The 16,314-nt window shown below is 55.8% G+C and carries 14 protein-coding genes; 11 read left to right on the forward strand and 3 right to left on the reverse strand.

Going from position 1 to position 16,314, the window contains the following annotated elements:
* Window positions 1-5 precede the first annotated feature (5 nt).
* The 10 genes from ACOY6C_RS16485 (at window position 6) to ACOY6C_RS16530 (ending at window position 10,168) form a co-directional block, all read left to right on the forward strand.
* On the forward strand, window positions 6-458 hold the full coding sequence (locus ACOY6C_RS16485) for a hypothetical protein (RefSeq protein WP_420906614.1): 453 nt from the start codon (window positions 6-8) through the stop codon (window positions 456-458).
* Window positions 459-630: 172 nt separating this feature from the next.
* The gene (locus ACOY6C_RS16490) at window positions 631-1,155 is read left to right on the forward strand and encodes a hypothetical protein (protein ID WP_420906615.1); all 525 of its coding nucleotides are present in this window, start codon (window positions 631-633) and stop codon (window positions 1,153-1,155) included.
* Window positions 1,156-1,215: 60 nt separating this feature from the next.
* Window positions 1,216-1,791 carry a pilin gene (locus ACOY6C_RS16495; RefSeq protein ID WP_420906616.1) on the forward strand — a complete coding sequence of 192 codons (576 nt, stop codon included), beginning with the start codon at window positions 1,216-1,218 and terminating at the stop codon, window positions 1,789-1,791.
* A 26-nt stretch (window positions 1,792-1,817) separates the two neighbouring features.
* A complete protein-coding gene (locus tag ACOY6C_RS16500) occupies window positions 1,818-2,969 on the forward strand; it encodes a serine/threonine-protein kinase (RefSeq protein WP_420906617.1) in 1,152 nt (383 codons plus the stop codon).
* Between the two features lie 295 nt (window positions 2,970-3,264).
* Window positions 3,265-3,828 (forward strand): formylglycine-generating enzyme family protein, encoded by a 564-nt coding sequence (locus ACOY6C_RS16505; protein WP_420906618.1) that lies wholly within the window; start codon window positions 3,265-3,267, stop codon window positions 3,826-3,828.
* 26 nt (window positions 3,829-3,854) lie between these two features.
* A complete protein-coding gene (locus ACOY6C_RS16510) occupies window positions 3,855-5,669 on the forward strand; it encodes a GspE/PulE family protein (protein WP_420906619.1) in 1,815 nt (604 codons plus the stop codon).
* The gene (locus ACOY6C_RS16515; RefSeq protein ID WP_420906620.1) at window positions 5,666-6,739 is read left to right on the forward strand and encodes a type II secretion system F family protein; all 1,074 of its coding nucleotides are present in this window, start codon (window positions 5,666-5,668) and stop codon (window positions 6,737-6,739) included. The genes ACOY6C_RS16510 and ACOY6C_RS16515 overlap by 4 nt, the downstream gene beginning before the upstream one ends.
* Window positions 6,736-7,284 (forward strand): hypothetical protein, encoded by a 549-nt coding sequence (locus ACOY6C_RS16520; RefSeq protein WP_420906621.1) that lies wholly within the window; start codon window positions 6,736-6,738, stop codon window positions 7,282-7,284. The genes ACOY6C_RS16515 and ACOY6C_RS16520 overlap by 4 nt, the downstream gene beginning before the upstream one ends.
* A 50-nt stretch (window positions 7,285-7,334) precedes the next feature.
* A complete protein-coding gene (locus tag ACOY6C_RS16525; RefSeq protein WP_420906622.1) occupies window positions 7,335-9,323 on the forward strand; it encodes a hypothetical protein in 1,989 nt (662 codons plus the stop codon).
* 44 nt (window positions 9,324-9,367) lie between these two features.
* Window positions 9,368-10,168, forward strand: a complete 801-nt coding sequence (locus ACOY6C_RS16530; protein WP_420906623.1) for a hypothetical protein — start codon at window positions 9,368-9,370, stop codon at window positions 10,166-10,168.
* Between the two features lie 384 nt (window positions 10,169-10,552).
* Here ACOY6C_RS16530 and ACOY6C_RS16535 read toward each other — a convergent pair whose 3' ends face one another.
* From ACOY6C_RS16535 to ACOY6C_RS16545, 3 genes are read right to left on the reverse strand one after another with little or no spacing between them, the layout of a single operon-like run.
* Complete coding sequence (locus ACOY6C_RS16535) at window positions 10,553-11,689, reverse strand: HAMP domain-containing protein (RefSeq protein ID WP_420906624.1); 1,137 nt, start codon at window positions 11,687-11,689, stop codon at window positions 10,553-10,555.
* Window positions 11,690-11,694: 5 nt separating this feature from the next.
* Window positions 11,695-12,759 (reverse strand): microcin C ABC transporter permease YejB, encoded by a 1,065-nt coding sequence (locus tag ACOY6C_RS16540; RefSeq protein ID WP_420906625.1) that lies wholly within the window; start codon window positions 12,757-12,759, stop codon window positions 11,695-11,697.
* A 1-nt stretch (window position 12,760) separates the two neighbouring features.
* On the reverse strand, window positions 12,761-14,542 hold the full coding sequence (locus ACOY6C_RS16545) for an extracellular solute-binding protein (protein WP_420906626.1): 1,782 nt from the start codon (window positions 14,540-14,542) through the stop codon (window positions 12,761-12,763).
* Between the two features lie 187 nt (window positions 14,543-14,729).
* Between ACOY6C_RS16545 and amrB the strand changes: the two genes are divergently transcribed.
* Window positions 14,730-16,313 carry an AmmeMemoRadiSam system protein B gene (gene amrB, locus ACOY6C_RS16550; protein WP_420906627.1) on the forward strand — a complete coding sequence of 528 codons (1,584 nt, stop codon included), beginning with the start codon at window positions 14,730-14,732 and terminating at the stop codon, window positions 16,311-16,313.
* Window position 16,314: the final 1 nt, after the last annotated feature.

Here is a 16,314-nt window from a genome sequence, read left to right on the forward strand (position 1 = left end):
GGGGCATGTGGGACGGAACGCTGTCATACATCGCACGCGCGAGCATGGTCGGCATGGTCCTGTGGATCATCGTCGATCCGATTTTGCATGGTTTGACCCAGAGGCGGGAGAGGGAAGGGGCGGAAAACGTTTCAAAAACGTTGTATTCAAAACTGGAAGAGAAAAAGAGGGAGAACAATCGTGATCTGAGCGGGGATATTTCACCTCTGCTCAAGGAGATCGGTGTGGATGTTGGCAATCAACAAGATTCTCGGCGCTATTTCGATTATCAAGTGTTCACCGATGAGAATGGGATGGGTGTCAGGGCTGTTCCACGGTTGGTCCAACTCAAGGAGATATCCATGGTGCCAGGGATCTATGTCGTGCAAAAGATCAAGGGTGATGTGCGCGGAAACTGGTACCCGGAAGGGGTGAAGCACCAAAGCCTGCTTGGGCTGTTCGGCTCGGAGTTCCGATGAGGAAACGATGAAGATAACAATGCAACGTCTGTCGATGCTCGTCATGATGATCACGCTCGGAATGGGCGGATGCAAACCGTACATATTTGGACCGCTTCACCCTTCCGAAGAGCCGGCTCCGGTCTGCACGGTTTCGGAATCGTGCGCGCAACCGAAATGGTGTCAGGGTGACTTGTGGATTTATGACGACGGCTACCAGTTGCGTGTCAACGAGGTTGTCGGCGATTTGACGACCTTTTCCCTGATCGGCAAATCGGACCAGTGGGTGCGGAGACGCGGATTGTTGCGCGAATCCTCCAATTTGGGTGACATGGAACGGAGGATGGTCTATCGCACCGGTCAACCCTTGGAATCGCTGCGTGATCTGCTGCAATCCAAGCCTGGAACCGCCTTCTCGTTTCATCAGGAGTACCGGGCCGGGGAACAGATGATACGCCAGAAGGTCCAGGTGCGCCTGGATGCGCGTGAGCAGATCACGGTCCCTGCGGGAAAATTCGACGATGCCCTGGTTTTGACCTGGACCACGGAGAGTCTGACCAGTGCCTGGACCAGCCTGGAGCGGTGGTGGTATGTCCCGGAGATTGGTCACTATGTGCGCCTGGAATACAAGTACGGGAGCGGACCGTTCGGTTCCCGCGTCTTGATCCGGCATTGCGCGCATGATGACAAGGTTTGTCAGAAAATTTATGGCAGATAGCGTTCCGGTATTCGATCTGTCTCATCACGCAGCTTGTTGCACTTCCATCAGGAGAGGCCGATGAATCGTCCATATGCGCATGTCAGCAGGGAAGGTGGTTGGACACTGTTTGAATTGATGATCGCCGTGACCATCATCGGAATTCTCGCTTCGGTGGCGATTCCGTCGATGGTGGGTTACATCTACGAGGCGGAGAGCAACGAGGCGGTGGAAATGGCCGGGCGTATCAGCAAGGCGGTCAAGATCTTCGTGGAGCAGCGTCCGAATGTGCCTGCCGAGGATATCGAGGCGCTCATTGCTCCAGGTTCCGGGAAAAAGGGCAATCTCGTGCCCGGTGGCGCTGCCGCAGATCAGTTGACCAGCATCATTCCGACACTGACGATTCCCACGGATGCACGTTTCAAATATGAAATATCTTTGGATGTCATCGAGCAGCCGTTCGCAGTACACATGTGCATCAGGGCGGTCTCCTTATACAATGAGCAACGTGAGATCCTGTACTCCAATGAGGCATCCAAACTGCCGACCTGGGACAACAATGTTTATCGGACCAAATTTGTCGATACCACGAATGCCCTGCTGCCCGGCAAATGGTGTAACGCGGATGGGTCGGTGGCCACGACGGATCAGGGTTGACGGTACGAGAGCGGGGAGTGACGGGTATGAGCAGCTCGAAAGAAGGGCGCGGGCCGGCCAATCAACCGGCATCCTTAGTCCGCGGCGCGGATGAGGAGACCCGGGATGCGGGTCAGGGGGAAAAAACGGGTAAAAATGAGGATGAGGGCTTGAAGCGGGCCAGAAAAGAGAGCGACTTACAGAAAGAGAAAACCTCGGATGACGACTATGTGTTCGCGCATGTCTTGGGAAAAGGGGGGTTCGGTGAAGTCTGGCTCGCCTGTTACAAACAACTGTCGCTGATGTGCGCCATTAAGATCATCAAACCTGTGGATGATCAAATGTCGCCGAAAGAATTTCTGGCGTCGCTCGTGGATGAAATCAGAACGATTCGGGAAGTATCCAACAAGGAGTATCTGTGTCAGATTCATGATCTTTATGTGGGCAAGAAAGGGATGGGACTGGTCATGGACTGGCTTCAGGGAGAATCGCTTGCTTCCTGGATCACGAACCATGAAAGTCAGATCCTGGAAACCTTGTCAGAACGGTGGCGCTTGTTCCGAGAGATCGTTCGTGGTGTCGCCGGCCTGCATACGATCGGTTTTGTGCATCTGGATTTGAAGCCGGAGAATGTTTTTCTGGAGCAACGGGAAAATTCTCCGGTCCTTAAGCCTAAGTTGATCGATCTTACCAACATGGTGTGGTTCAGATCGTATGTGGACAAGAAGCAGATGACGCACTTCACACCAACCTATGCGGCTCCGGAACAGATCGTTTGCACGGCGGACCGATTGGACTTTCGGTGCGACATCTATTCGCTCGGCATGATCGGATACGAGTTGTTTGGCGGCAGAGCAGTCATCCATGAAATCAAGAAAATAAAAAAATTTTTATATCGAAGTGGTCTGTCATGCGATGAAGATGTACAAGGTTTTATTACAATACATAAGGATTTCATGGATCGCAATCCCCCGCATGCTTTTCTCGGGGTCATGCCGAAACCCTTCAACAACCTGTTGTTGCAGATGCTCGATCCGGAGCCGGAGCAAAGAGGTTTCTCTCAGGCAAGTGAGGTCGATGCGGTTTTGGCAGCCATGGAGCAAAGCCATCCCATGCCTTGGGTGGATGTGGAGATGGCCTTTGCCCAATCCCTGTTTGGGGATCGCATGCGGATTCAGATTCCTGCCGGATCGTTCTGAATTGCCTATCCTTTCATCGGCGGTACCTGTTCAGGACCCCCCGTACCATGGAACTCCCGAAGGGAGGTCCATGGTACGGGGGGTGAGGGGGTTCTCCCCCCATCATGTCAAGTTACAGGGGTCCGAGGAGCGCAAGGCCCCCGGCGGAGGTTTGGAGGCAGAGGCTCTAAAAGTTTGTTTTTTTGTTTTATCGTGAAGAGTGCGCGAAAGGATTAACGAAAAAATCCCAAGGGCTTTGTCCCTGGATCCTGCCAAATGTAGGGGTCTTGAATGGTTGCCATCGGAGTTTCTGGTCATGCATGTGCCTAAGTTCGCCATGTCGCGTTTTCCGGTGACCCGTATCCAGTATTGGCTCGCCGTGCAGTGTTGCGTGGTGCCGCCACATCCGGAGTTTCAGGATGAGCCGGATTATGTCGCGCGCGATCTGCCGGTCACCGATGTGACGTTCGCCCAGGCCAGGGCCTTTGCCAAATGGGTGGGTGGGGATCTGCCCACGGTCACTCAATGGGAATACGTGGCCATGAACGGCAACGAGAAACGCCTTTTTCCGTGGGGAGCCGACCTTGAAAAGGGCAAAATTCCCCCTTCGCACGCCTTGGCGGAAGAGCGCTCCAGTGGGCCCCTTCCGGTGGGGAGCTGGCCGGCTGGTCGTTCCGCGCATGGCGTCGAGGATTTGTGTGGCAATGTGTTTGAATGGTGCCTGGAGACCGGCGACGACAAGCCTGTTCCTGCCGGAGTGATCAAGGGAGGAAGTTATTTTTCCCCGACGGCAGATTGCAAGAATGGGGTCAGTCAGACTCTTGATCCATTGCAAGGATACCCGTTCGTTGGATTTCGTGTCGTTTGGCCCGTGCCGTGAGTGCTCTTTGGATGATCTGGTGAGCCATGACCACCCTTACTGAAATTCTGTCATCCGATCCATCCCTGCGCGAGTTGCTGGATCTGAGTCAGTGTCATGCATGGATGCAGAATGGACGCAAATCCTTGTGGTCGGTCCTGCTCCATGAAGAGGAGCCGTTTCGAGAGAAATTGGGACCACTTTTTGATCAATTGAAGCAGGTTTTTTTATTCGATCATTATCTTGTCGATCATGAAGATCAAAAAGAGGATCTCATCAACGATCTGATGAGCGAAATTTCCCAACCCGATTGGCTTACCACCGAGGGGAGCAAATTCGCGCGAATCTTGATCCTGTCGGATCTGAATGTGCCCGCCGATCGGGTTGATGCGCTCAATACCCTCAAACCGGGGAACCATCCCCAGGAACTGCCGCTGCGATTCATCGCCGAGGATCCGTGGGATCCCAGATTGCGTTCCTGGTTGCGTCGCAAGAGTGGACGTCGGTTGCTCAAGGGCGGTTTGATCCGTCCCGCACTGCTGCGAGAGCTGCTGTCCATGCTTGCCACCAACACCCCAACCAGAAAACACACGCCTGGCGCCATCCATATCGATCCGAAAGAGGATTTCAAGACGGGCGGCAAGCACGCCTTCGATGCGGAAAGGAAAGTGAAGTACTTTCTCGCCCAGGCCATCCGGGAACGCGCTTCGGATATCCATCTGGATCCAACCGACAGCGACATGCAGATTCGCATGCGCGTGGATGGTCTCATGCGCGAGATGGATCGCATTCCCAGGGCGCTCCATCCGGAATTGATCGCCCACATCAAGATTCTGGCGCGCATGGATGTGGTTGAAAAAAGAAGACCCCAGGATGGCAGTATCGAGGTGAATTATTTGTATCAGAAGTTCGATATCCGTACCGCCACCTACCCGACCATCCATGGCGAAAAGATGGTCATGCGCATCCTGCGTCGCGAGTCCGCGGTCCAGGAGATGAATGATCTGGGTTTGTCGGGCGCTGAGCTTTTGCTGTTGAAAAAGCATGTTCAGGAGCCGCATGGGTTGATTCTGGTCAGTGGCCCCACGGGTAGCGGCAAATCCACCACGCTGTTCACCCTGCTGAGTGCCATCGACCGTGAAGAGCGGAACATCATGACCATCGAGGATCCGGTGGAATACCGGATCGCCGGCGCCCATCAGATGCGGGTCAATCCCAAAATCAACCTGACCTTTGCCGAGGGGTTGCGGGCCATTTTGCGTCAGGATCCGGATGTGATCATGGTGGGTGAGGTCCGTGACTCGGAGACCGCCGCCATGGCCTTGCAGGCATCGTTGACCGGTCATCTGGTTTTTTCCACCATCCACACCAATGATGCCGTTGGCGTGGTGGTACGTCTGCTCAACATCGGCATTCCTGCCTATCTGGTGGCCAGCGCGTTGAATCTGGTGGTCGCCCAACGTTTGGTCCGCTTGATCTGTCCGCAGTGCAAGAAAAAACTATCAGCAGATGAAATGCACGAAAAGCTGAAGAAATATGAGAAATATGATGATCGGCTGAGAGCGATCGGATTGAAAATTCCGCGTGCCGGAGCGGTATGGGGTGAGGGGTGTTCGCACTGCCGTTCAACCGGTTATCGTGGACGGCGCGCGGTGTTCGAGCTGTTGCCCATCAATGCGACCATTCAAGAACTGATTCTTGCGCCACAATGCAACGAAGCCGCGATTCGTCAGGCAGCCATCGAGACATGCAACATGAAGCCCATGGTGACTTTTGCCAAGCAGTTGCAAGAGAAGGATGAAACGACCTTCGAGGAGATCTTGCGTGTGCTGGGTGGGGATGAAAGTGTGGAGTCGATATGAGAAACAGCAATTTCAATGAGCTGTTGGTCTTCACGCGTCAATTTGCCTTCATGCTCAGCAGTCGTCTGCCGCTGGTGGAGGTGCTGGAGAACCTGGCCAAGGAGACCTACAACACCCGTTTGCGTGCAACCGCAGAAGAGTTGGTCAGGCAAGTGCGTGGTGGTCATGACCTGGCCAATGCCATGGGAATGCATCCGCATTTCTTTGACTCGGTGTTTGTGAATGTCATCCGTTCTGGTCTTGCCTCTGGGCGTCTCGACCTTTCGTTGCTCATGATGGCCGAATATCTGGAACGCCGGGAGAACATGCGTGACAAGATCGAGAGAGCCATGGCGTATCCGGCTTTTCTGTTTGTCGCAATTTTATTTTTGGTGATTTCGATCATCAATTGGATTCTGCCCAATTTTGAAAAAGTTTTTAAGAGTCTGAATGCCGAGCTGCCAAAACCAACCCAGATCGTGCTGGATATTGCCCAATTTGTCCGTCAGCACGGGGTCGAATTGTCGATAACCATTGTGGCTGTTGTCGCAATCATGCTTGTTTTTTTTTCCAGACGCACAGGACGCGCCTGGTGGGATCAATTCAAACTGAATTTGCCCGTTTTTGGCAGACTTTATCGGCAAGCGTCGCTGTCACGCTTTCTGAAGACGTTCTCGGTGCAGATCAAGAACGAAGTGGAGATTCTCGAGGCGCTCGAGTATGCAGCCGGGGCCGCGGACAATCTGTTTATCGAGGCCATCATATTCGCCATCATCCTGGATGTCCGGAGAGGGGTGACCGTGAGCCAAGCCTTCAGAAAGCATCAAGTGTTTGAAGGTCTGGTCATGCAGATGATCAGTTCCGGCGACGAAGCCGGAGAATTGAGCGATTTGACCTATCGCGCCGCCAATTATTTCGAGCAGTTGTTGGAAAACCGTCTCGACCAGCTCGTGGCCCGCATCAATCCGATCATGACGTCGATCCTGGGCCTGGTGGTGGTCGGATTGATGCTGGCCATCTTCGCGCCCATCTTCGATTTGGGCAATGCGGCGCGCGCCAGTCAACATCAGCAAATGGTTCGTCCCCCGTGAGCGCGTTTGGGAAGGGGGAACACGGTTCGATTCTGGTGCTGACCTCTGTGGTGGTCATGACGTCCATGATGGTGACCGGGTATCTGATCGAACACTTCTGGCTTGCCGAGGCGCATCAGGTCGAGCGCAGTCTGGCGCAATTGCAGCTGCACTGGGCACGGGTTGGGATTGCCGACTATCTGATGAGCCGATCGCGTCAGGAGGCATCCATGCCCGCTTCCGATGCCGAAAAGAGTATCCTGCTTGGGAATTATGCAGCCGAGCTTGTGGATCCTGGTCAGACCGAAGTGAAATTTGTTTATCCGGAAATCGGTTCAGACTATACCTTTGGGATCAAGGCGCAAATCGTGGATGTGACGGATGTTGCGGACGGTTTGATGCGCGTGGATGTTGGCGTGTTCAGCGTCGGAAACCTCGAGATTTTGCGAAATCTTCCCGCAGCGAACGTTGCGTGGTCACAAATCACACTCTGCATGGGCCCGGGTACGGGGTGTCCCAGCCTTGCGGTTGGGCAGTCACGAATGATGCGCACAAACACAGATTAAGTTGTTTTTTTACATGAAGGCGCGCAAAAATATTATAAGGATCTGTTGACATGATCTCTGAGAGACTCGAAAACATATTTTTTGGCCGACTGGAGGCTCATCAGAATTCAGAGGATCCCAAACCGGCCAAGCACATTCAGAATCGGCATGTCATCATTCAGGCAGATGCCCTGGGCGTCCGATACAATTTCTATTCCAATGAAGACACACGGTATGGCTGGACCGACGCGAAACTTGATCAGGCCAAATTTTCGGATTTTTTCGTCCATGATCTGGGTAAGAAAGGCTCTAACCAGGTCATTTTTGAGCAAGCGGAAAAATTCTGGAAAGAGTTTGATGGTGGAATGCTCAAAAAGAAAGCCAAAAGCATTGTGATTGCGGTCGATGATCTGCCGTTTGAGTTCATCGAGCCGTCGGATTCGGTCTCAAAGGAGACGGATACCTATCAACAGTGCCGGGAAGTGGCCGGCTATCGTTGGGGAGAGGATCCGGTGCTGCTTTGCACCGCATTCATTCCCAGGCGAACGGATGACGCCAGCAAGGGCGGACAATGGAGCATGGCGGCAGCCATGCATATTCGACATATTTGCAATCTTCTTCCGAACCCATCGATGCGCGAGATTGCCGTTGATGCGGTATTGTCGATGCCATTGTTGATCCTGGAGCATTTGATAGAACAGGCGAGGCTGAGACAAAAGGTTGAAGCCGTATTTTTTTTAGGGGTCAGTCAGAGTTATTTCTTATACGTGGATCCAACGAATGAGATCATTTTTGCGGACAGAGTATCTTTTTGTCTGCTTTCGTTGCTCGCTGTTATAAAACAAGGTCTGCCAATCAGCAATGAAGCCACAGTTCTGGATGTTTTGAGTCGGGTTAAAAGTGCGCTTCAGGCAGAAGATACGGACAAGACCTACAAAAAAGCCAAGCCGGAGTTGCTCAACGAATTCAAATCATTTGGACGTGAATTATCCGATATTCTCTGCCATTTGCAGTTCGATCGAAGAACAGGACCGTTGGATTCCATGCAATTGATGGGATACTGGCAAGAATTTCCGGAGATCAAGGACACGTTTTATCAAGAGTCTGTGCTTCCTTTGCTGGAAGCGGCACACAAGAAGATCCTGGCTGGAAATCCTCAGGCGACGTCCCAGACGCTTCCTTTTCCCCAGAAGAGCATGCCAGGCATGACCACGGAGGCCATTCTGGAGTTGATTGTGCAACGTGTTCGAAATTATGAGCATGGTACGGATCCTTCCAATCTGATTCTTGGGGCATCCGAGGAGGTCAATCAAATCGACGATCAGGCTTTCAGGATCAACAAAGGCACGATTTATAATAGAAAAAAGAGATCCCTGTCCCCGAATTCAATCATAATCAAGTTTTGGAAGTCGCAGCCTGATGAAAAAAACAAGGAGAACGATACCTCATCTGCGGATAAAGAATCCACATTGCCACAAGGAGGTGCATATAAAATCTTGCAGGAGTATGAGAAAGTTATTCCGTTGTCAATGATGCTTTTGTCTGTGGTGATTTGCTATATTATATTTCTATCTTTCAATACAAAAAATAGCAGTACTTATCTTTCCGACATCAGTCAATGGTCTAAACTGTTGACGGAAATGAATGGGAAAGAGGCTAAACTGACACAATTGCATGGCTGGGATCAGTACGAATCCTCTGATCGATTGTCCTGGTCCCAGAGACTGAATCGACTTGCCTTGTCTGTTTCCCCCGCGATAAAACTGAACTATGTTTCAACGGTTCATGAGAAGGAGGAGAAAACAGGGGGTACGCTACGCAAGTGGGTGATTCGTGGGTTCGCCAACACCAGTGACCCCGAGCACATGAAGGCGTTGAACCTGTTGATCACCCATTTGAATGGCAAGAACAGTCCTCTGGCCTTGGATGGGGAAGAGGTGTCTCTCAAAGGCATGGAGTCCGGGTTTGAACCACATGTCAACTCTCGTGTCATTTATTTCACCCTCGAAGCGCGGACCAAGGTTTCGGTTGCAAAATCCACGATGGGACAGTCAAAATGAGAAATTTTCTTCTGTATATATGGAGAAAACACTGGATACTTATCATGCATCTGTTTGCATTGGTATTGATCTGGACCATTTTTGTGTTTTCGGTATATTATTATCCTGGTAAAATGGCACAGAAAAATATCAGGAACGCTTATGGTGAGATTAGCAAGAGAAATGCAAAGCTTGACAAGCAGAACGAGAAGAGCAACAGAAAAAAAATCTCGTCCACAGTTGGTGTTACCATGCAACAGACAGCAGATCGTCATTCAATTTTATTGCAGTACATCCGGCCAAGCGCTGCAAACAAGAATATCATGATGACTGAATTTTGGTCGCATTATAACAATCTTCAAAATTTTATTGTTGATCTTGAGAAGCAGTCGTTGGATGTGGTCGAATTGGAGATCAATGAAACCGATGCCACATCAAAAAAAGGTTCGGCGACCGATCACAAGAAGGAACCGCAACAGTTGTATGTGCGTTTGGGGCTTGTTTTCCATCCGTCACGCTCCGCTTTTCAGGAGGCCAACAAACCAGAGTTGCAGCCCGTGAAACGAGATCCGTTCTTTTTTGTCATGAACGAGAATCCCGTGGTCGATCTGCCAAGTCTGGACATCAAGGGTATCAAGGTGACTGAAGAGGGATCGGACGAAAAGGGTGCCGTGATGTTCGGAAACCAGATCTGTTTCGAGGGCGAGATCTGCAACGGCTATCTTATCAAGAGAGTTGAAAGAAATCAGCTGTTTCTGGTTCCGGAGAATCTGCAAGGGACAGGCAGGGGGGTACGCTATTGGTACATCGATGCTCGAAAACAGTCCCAGAATCCATCGTCGCGGCCAACCGGGCCGGATTCTTGAGAGTCAACCACCTGGATTCATGATGTCTCGGGCCGGCTCCATGATGTCAACCGGGCCGGATCCATGATGTCTCGGGCCGGATCATGATGCCAATCGGGCCGGATCATGATGCCAATCGGGCCGGATCATGATGCCAATCGGGCCGGATCATGATGCCAATCGGGCCGGATCCATGTGAGACGACCATCTGGATCCATGTTGGCCAACCCTGGTGGAGTCATAAGGGGTGGGGCGATCGGATTGTAGCCCCAACCTGGTTTGCATGGCGTCCAGCCCGGGGGTGCGTGCAGTCCGGCGCACATGGACGGGAGTCACGCCAGAGGTGCGTATGCCAAGTCACACCAACGACGCATGTGCGAGAGGTCGTGACAACTGGATCCCATTTCACTCCTCAGGCTTCCGGTCATCGCGAGGGAGATCCCACACCTGTTGCAGATTCCTGGCCAGTTCGCCGATTTCGTCCGTGCCGAAATCGTCGGCTGGTGACGGCCTCTCCCCTGCCGATATCCGGGACGCCATCTCCCGCAGACGGTGAATCGGCGTGATCAGTTGTTGGAAGAACCAGAAGGTTACCCAACCGATCACCAGGAAGATCACCGACAACGACAGCATCAAACTGACGGTTGCCCCGTCGATGCCACGCTGCTGGACTCCGGCATTGACGGCCATCAACTGTTGATGGCTCTCCGTCAGGCGGGTCGCCTGGGTCAGGATGGCGTTGTTGATCTCCCAGAGCCGTTTGCGATGCGACGTCATCAGCGGCAACACCTGCTTGAGACGCTCCACCTCCTTGCCATAGCTCTGAAAGATCTCGGTGAGCAGCGCTACGTCCGGACCCCTGTCGCTGCCCGGCAAGGCGGAGATCGTGGCACGCAAGGTGTCGAGCGCCTGTTCGAACAATTCGCGGCTCTTGCGGTGACCCCGCATCAGGAAATCCTTCTCACGGCGGCGCAATTGCAGCAGATCCACCAGACAGGGGTAATCCTTGCGGGTGGTCAATTCGCTTTCCAGCACATGGATCTGAGTGCGCAGGCGGCCCTGAATGCCCGAATCCTCATCCTGACCGATCTCTTGCCGCAACTCCATCACCGCCAGATCGTGCTCCTTCAACTGGGAGAGCAGATGTTGGATGGCGCGCAGCGGTTGGGCGGTCTCGAGCAGGGCCGGGGAGTGTTCCACCCGTCCGAGGGCCTTCTCCAGGGTGGTGATGTCGGTTTCGATGCGGGCGATCTTGTTCTTGATGGCTGCGTCGGGTGGTTCGGTCGGATCGCCGGGATTGGATTCGTTCTGGAGAAACTGGGTCATGAGCAGTTGCAGCTCGAAGGTGCCGAAGGCCACCTGACCGATGAGCAGGCTGACGTGATCGATCCGTTGATTCTGGATGGTGGCGTGACGCAGGTCGTTCAGGTGGCTGCCGACGCTGCCGGCCACGGCCAGAAAGCCGAGGGCCGTCACGCCAATCAGGATGAGTGATTTGCCTCGGAGTCGAACGTTCTGCAAGCGGGAGTCGAGCCGGCGCATGGTGGTTAGCGGCTCCCTTCGAAGGTGATGCGCGGGTCGGCGATCACGTAGGTGATATCGGTGATCAATTTGGTGATGAGTCCCAGGAGCGTGTAGAAATAGAGGGTGGCCAGCACCACCGGATAGTCGCGGTTGATCACCGATTCGTAGCCCAGAAGACCCAGACCGTCGAGGGTGAAGATGGTTTCGATGAGGAGACTGCCGCTGAAAAAAGCGGCCACGAAGGCGCCGGGAAAGCCGGTGACCAGGGGGATCAGGGCGTTGCGGAAGACGTGACGGTAGAGCACGGCGTTCTCCGTCAACCCCTTGGCCCGAGCGGTGAGGACGTACTGTTTGGAGATCTCCTCCAGAAAGCTGTTCTTGGTGAGCATGGTCATCACCGCAAACGAGCCGACTACGGATGCGGTGACCGGCAGGACCATGTGCCAGAGGTAATCGGTGAGGCGACCGAACCAGGAGAGTTCCGACCAGTTGTCCGAGACCAGACCGCGGATCGGGAAAAGATCGAAGAAGCTCCCGCCGCCGAACAGGACGATCAGCAGCACCCCGAGCACGAAGCCGGGGATCGAGTAGCCGGCCAGGATCAGGGCCGAGGTCACGGCGTCGAAGCGATCCCCATGGCGCACCGCCTTGCGGATGCCCAACGGGATGCTGACCAGATAGGTGAGCACGAAGGTCCACATGCCGAGCGAGATCGATACCGGCAGCTTGTCGATCACCAGATCCACCACCTTGCGGTGATGGTAGTAGGATTCGCCGAACTCGAAGGTGAGGTAGTTGCGCATCATCAGGAGGAAGCGTTCGACGGGGGGGCGATCGAAGCCGTAGAGGCGGTTCAAGGCGGTCAACTGCTCATGGGTCAACCCCTTGGCGCCGCGATAGATCCCGCCGCCCGCCGATCCCGACACCTCCCCACCGCCATGACCGCCCGCCGCGCCCGCCTCCATCTGAGCGATCATCTGCTCCACCGGTCCGCCGGGTACGAACTGGATCACCAGGAAGGTCAAGGCCATGATCCCGAACAGGGTCGGGATCATCAGCAGGAGGCGTCTGGCGATGTAGGCGCCCATCTTACTTCATCCACCAGGAGAGGAGCCAATCTTCGGGTTGATAATACAGCGGCGCGGTCGCCGGGCGGGCGAAGCGATCCCAATAGGCGATGCGGTGGTAGTTGAGATGCCAGTTGGGCACCAGATAGTGTCCGGCCAACAACACCCGGTCGAGGGCGCGGCAGGCGGTGACCAGCTCCTGGCGGGTCTTGGCGTAGATGATCTTCTCCACCAGGGCATCGACCGCCGGATCCTGGATGCCGATGCGGTTGTGGCTTCCCTTGATGAGGGCGCTTTCCGAGTGCCACATGTCGCGCTGTTCGTTGCCCGGCGATTGGGACTGTCCGAAGCCGTTGACGATCATGTCGTAGTCGAAGTCGTGGACGCGGCTCTGATAGAGGGAGGTGTCCACGGTGCGGTATTTGAGCGCGATGCCGAGTTTTTCCAGATTGGCGGCATAGGGGGCCAGGATGCGTTCGAAGGCGGGGGTGGCCAGGAGCATTTCGATCTCCAGCCGGTTGCCCTTGCCGTCGGTGAGGATTTTGTCCGGTCCCAGGGTCCAGCCGGCCTCTTTCAGCAGTTTGGCGGCTTCTTTTAGATTCTGACGCAACCCGTGGGGCGGCGTGGTCGAGGGGGGCGCCTGGACCGGTCCGAAGACCGCCGGATCGAGCTTGTCGCGCAGCGGTTCGAGCAGGGCCAGCTCTTCGGGCGGGGGTGCGCCTTGTGCTGCCATCTCCGAGTTGGAAAAATAACTCGTCGAGCGGGTGTATTGACCGTGGAACAGGTTGTCGTTGCTCCATTCGAAGTCAAAGGCCAGGACCATCGCCTTGCGCACGCGGATATCCTGGAAAAAGGGGCGACGCAGGTTGAAGATCAACCCCTGCATGCCGGCGCCGCGTTTGTGTCCGAGGGTCTCCTTCTTGATCAATTTCTGGACGAATTTCGGCCCTTCGTAATCCCTGGCCCACTGTTTGGAGTTGTTTTCGTGCATGAAGTCGAATTCGCCGGCCTTGAAACCCTCGAGGGCGACCACCGGATCCTTGTAGAACTTGAGCACGATCCGTTCGAACGAATACAGGCCGCGATTGACCGGACGCTTGTTGCCCCAGTATTTCGGGTTGCGGCGATAGGTGACGATCTTGCCGGGGCTGAACTCCTCGACCACGTAGGGTCCGGTGCCGAGGGGCGCGATCATCTCCTTCTCCGCGCCGAAGGGGTGTTTGGCGAAAAAGGCGCGGGAGAGCACCGGGATCTCACCGGCGATGAGCGGCAGTTCGCGATTGGCCTGACGGAACTTGAAGCGGATCGAGCGCGGGGAGAGCACTTCGGCGGCCACGATGTCGCGCCAGTAGGACTGGTGGAACGGATGGGCCTTGTCCGATTGCAGGACCTCCAGGGAGAATTGGACATCCTCGGCGGTCACCGGCGACTCGTCGGAGAAACGGGCCTCGGGATCGAGATGGAAGGTGACCGAGAGTCCATCCCCGGCCACCTCGACCGATTGGGCCAGGAGTCCGTACTGGGAGAAGGGTTCGTCCATGGACTGGACCATCAGGTGTTCGAAGACCAGCGGCGAGAGCAGGTCCGGATGGGATCCCTTGAGGGTGAAGGGATTCATTTTGTCGAACCCGCCGATGGCGTGCAGGTTCAGGGTTCCGCCCGGTTTGGCGTCGGCGCTGGTGTAGTCGAATCCCTTGAAATCGGCGGGATATTTCAGCGTACCATCCAGGCTGATGCCATGGGCGGCCAGGGCCTGGGAGGCCAGCGGAAAGATGAACGCGACAAGGAGGAGCAGGATACGCATGGCGATCGGGAAAAAACCTCGTATGATTTCATGATGGGGGGAGCCCCCTTTCACCCCCTGACCATCGAACGCCCTGGCGGGTGTTGCACGGGCAAAGGGAAACAGGGTGGCTTGCATCCGACCTGGATTGCACGCACACTTTTATTAACATGGATCCCTGCGAGGGGTTCCAGGGGTGGGGATGAACGTGAGCGCTTCATCCCGCATGAACTGGCAGTGTAGCCGTTATGCCGGGTGTTTGACCAGATTTTTCGATGCGGTTTGGATTCGGGCGCCGGTGGGTTCCGGAGGGTTTTCCAGCGTGGGTGGTGGTTGGATGGAGGGTGCGATGAACAACGAACGGGTGCGTCAACCGGCGGTGGCCGGGATGTTCTATCCCAAGGAGTCCAAGGCGTTGCGCGCCATGGTCGAGGGGTTGCTGGAGCAGGCCCCGACGGTCGCCAACGAACCCCTGGCGATGATCGTCCCGCATGCCGGGTTCATCTATTCGGGATTGACCGCCGCGCATGCCTACAAGGGGCTGGTCCGCGCGCCGGCCACCGCGCCACGCCGGGTGTTTCTGCTGGGGCCGAGCCATCGGGTCTGGCTCGACGGGGCTTCGGTGGGGGATTACGATGCCTATCTGACCCCGCTGGGCAGGATTCCGGTGGATCGCGAGGGGGTGGAGTGCCTGGCCCGGCGTCCGGATGTGAGTCGCGACGAGGAACCGCACCGCCTGGAGCACTCCCTGGAGACCCAACTCCCCTTCCTGCAGGTGACCCTGGTCAATTTTCGCATCGTGCCGATCGTTTATGGGGAGATCAGCGGCGGACATCTGGCCGATCTGTTGGAGGCGTGCGTCAAACCGGGGGATCTGATCGTCATCTCCACCGATCTTTCCCATTATCACCCGTATGACGAGGCCAGACGCCTGGACGGGATCAGCAATCAGGCGATCCTGGCCAGGGATCCCAGGAGCATCGCCGGATGCGAGGCGTGCGGTCGCATCGGGGTGGGCGCCATGCTCGAGACCGCGCGGCGGCGGCGTTGGCGTCCGGTGCTGGCCGATCTGCGCAACTCCGGGGATACGGCGGGGGACAGGAACCGGGTGGTGGGGTATGCGAGTTATCTGTTTCATGCGGATGTCGGAACGGCGGATCACGCCCCGGCGTCCCCTCCGGTCGGAGGGGGATCCGCGCCGGGAGGCGTCGCTCCGGCGGTTCTGTCCGGCGAGGCACCGGGTCTGCCCGAGCTGGTGCGCGCCCATCTGACCGCCTCCCTGGAAGGGCGTTCCGGGCTTTCGGCGGAGCGGCTGATCGAGGAGTCCCCGGAGTTGGCCAGACAGGGGGCCTGTTTCGTCACCCTGACCCGGCGCGGGGCGCTGCGCGGCTGCATCGGCTCGCTGGTCGCCCACCGTCCGTTGGCCGAGGATCTGCTGGAAAACGGACTGTCCGCCGCGCTGCGCGATCCCCGATTCGCGCCGTTGACCGCCGCCGAGCTGGCCGGAACCGAGATCGAGGTGTCGCTTCTCACCCCTCCCGAACCTTTTCCGTACCGGGACGCGGCGGATCTTCTCGCCCGGCTGAAACCGGGGGTGCATGGGGTGATCCTCTCCAAACAGGGACGACGGGCCACCTTCCTGCCCCAGGTGTGGGAGCAGCTCCCGGATCCGGTGGCGTTTCTGGGCCAGTTGTGCCGCAAGGCCGGTCTGGATGGCGACAGCTGGCGCGAAGGGGCGCGGATTCAGGTTTATACCGTGGAGAAACGGCTGGAAAAGGGACGGAAAGGGTGAC

It is taken from the genome of Candidatus Magnetaquiglobus chichijimensis (genome assembly GCF_045865675.1).
In the GTDB taxonomy this organism is placed as follows: domain Bacteria; phylum Pseudomonadota; class Magnetococcia; order Magnetococcales; family Magnetaquicoccaceae; genus Magnetaquiglobus; species Magnetaquiglobus chichijimensis.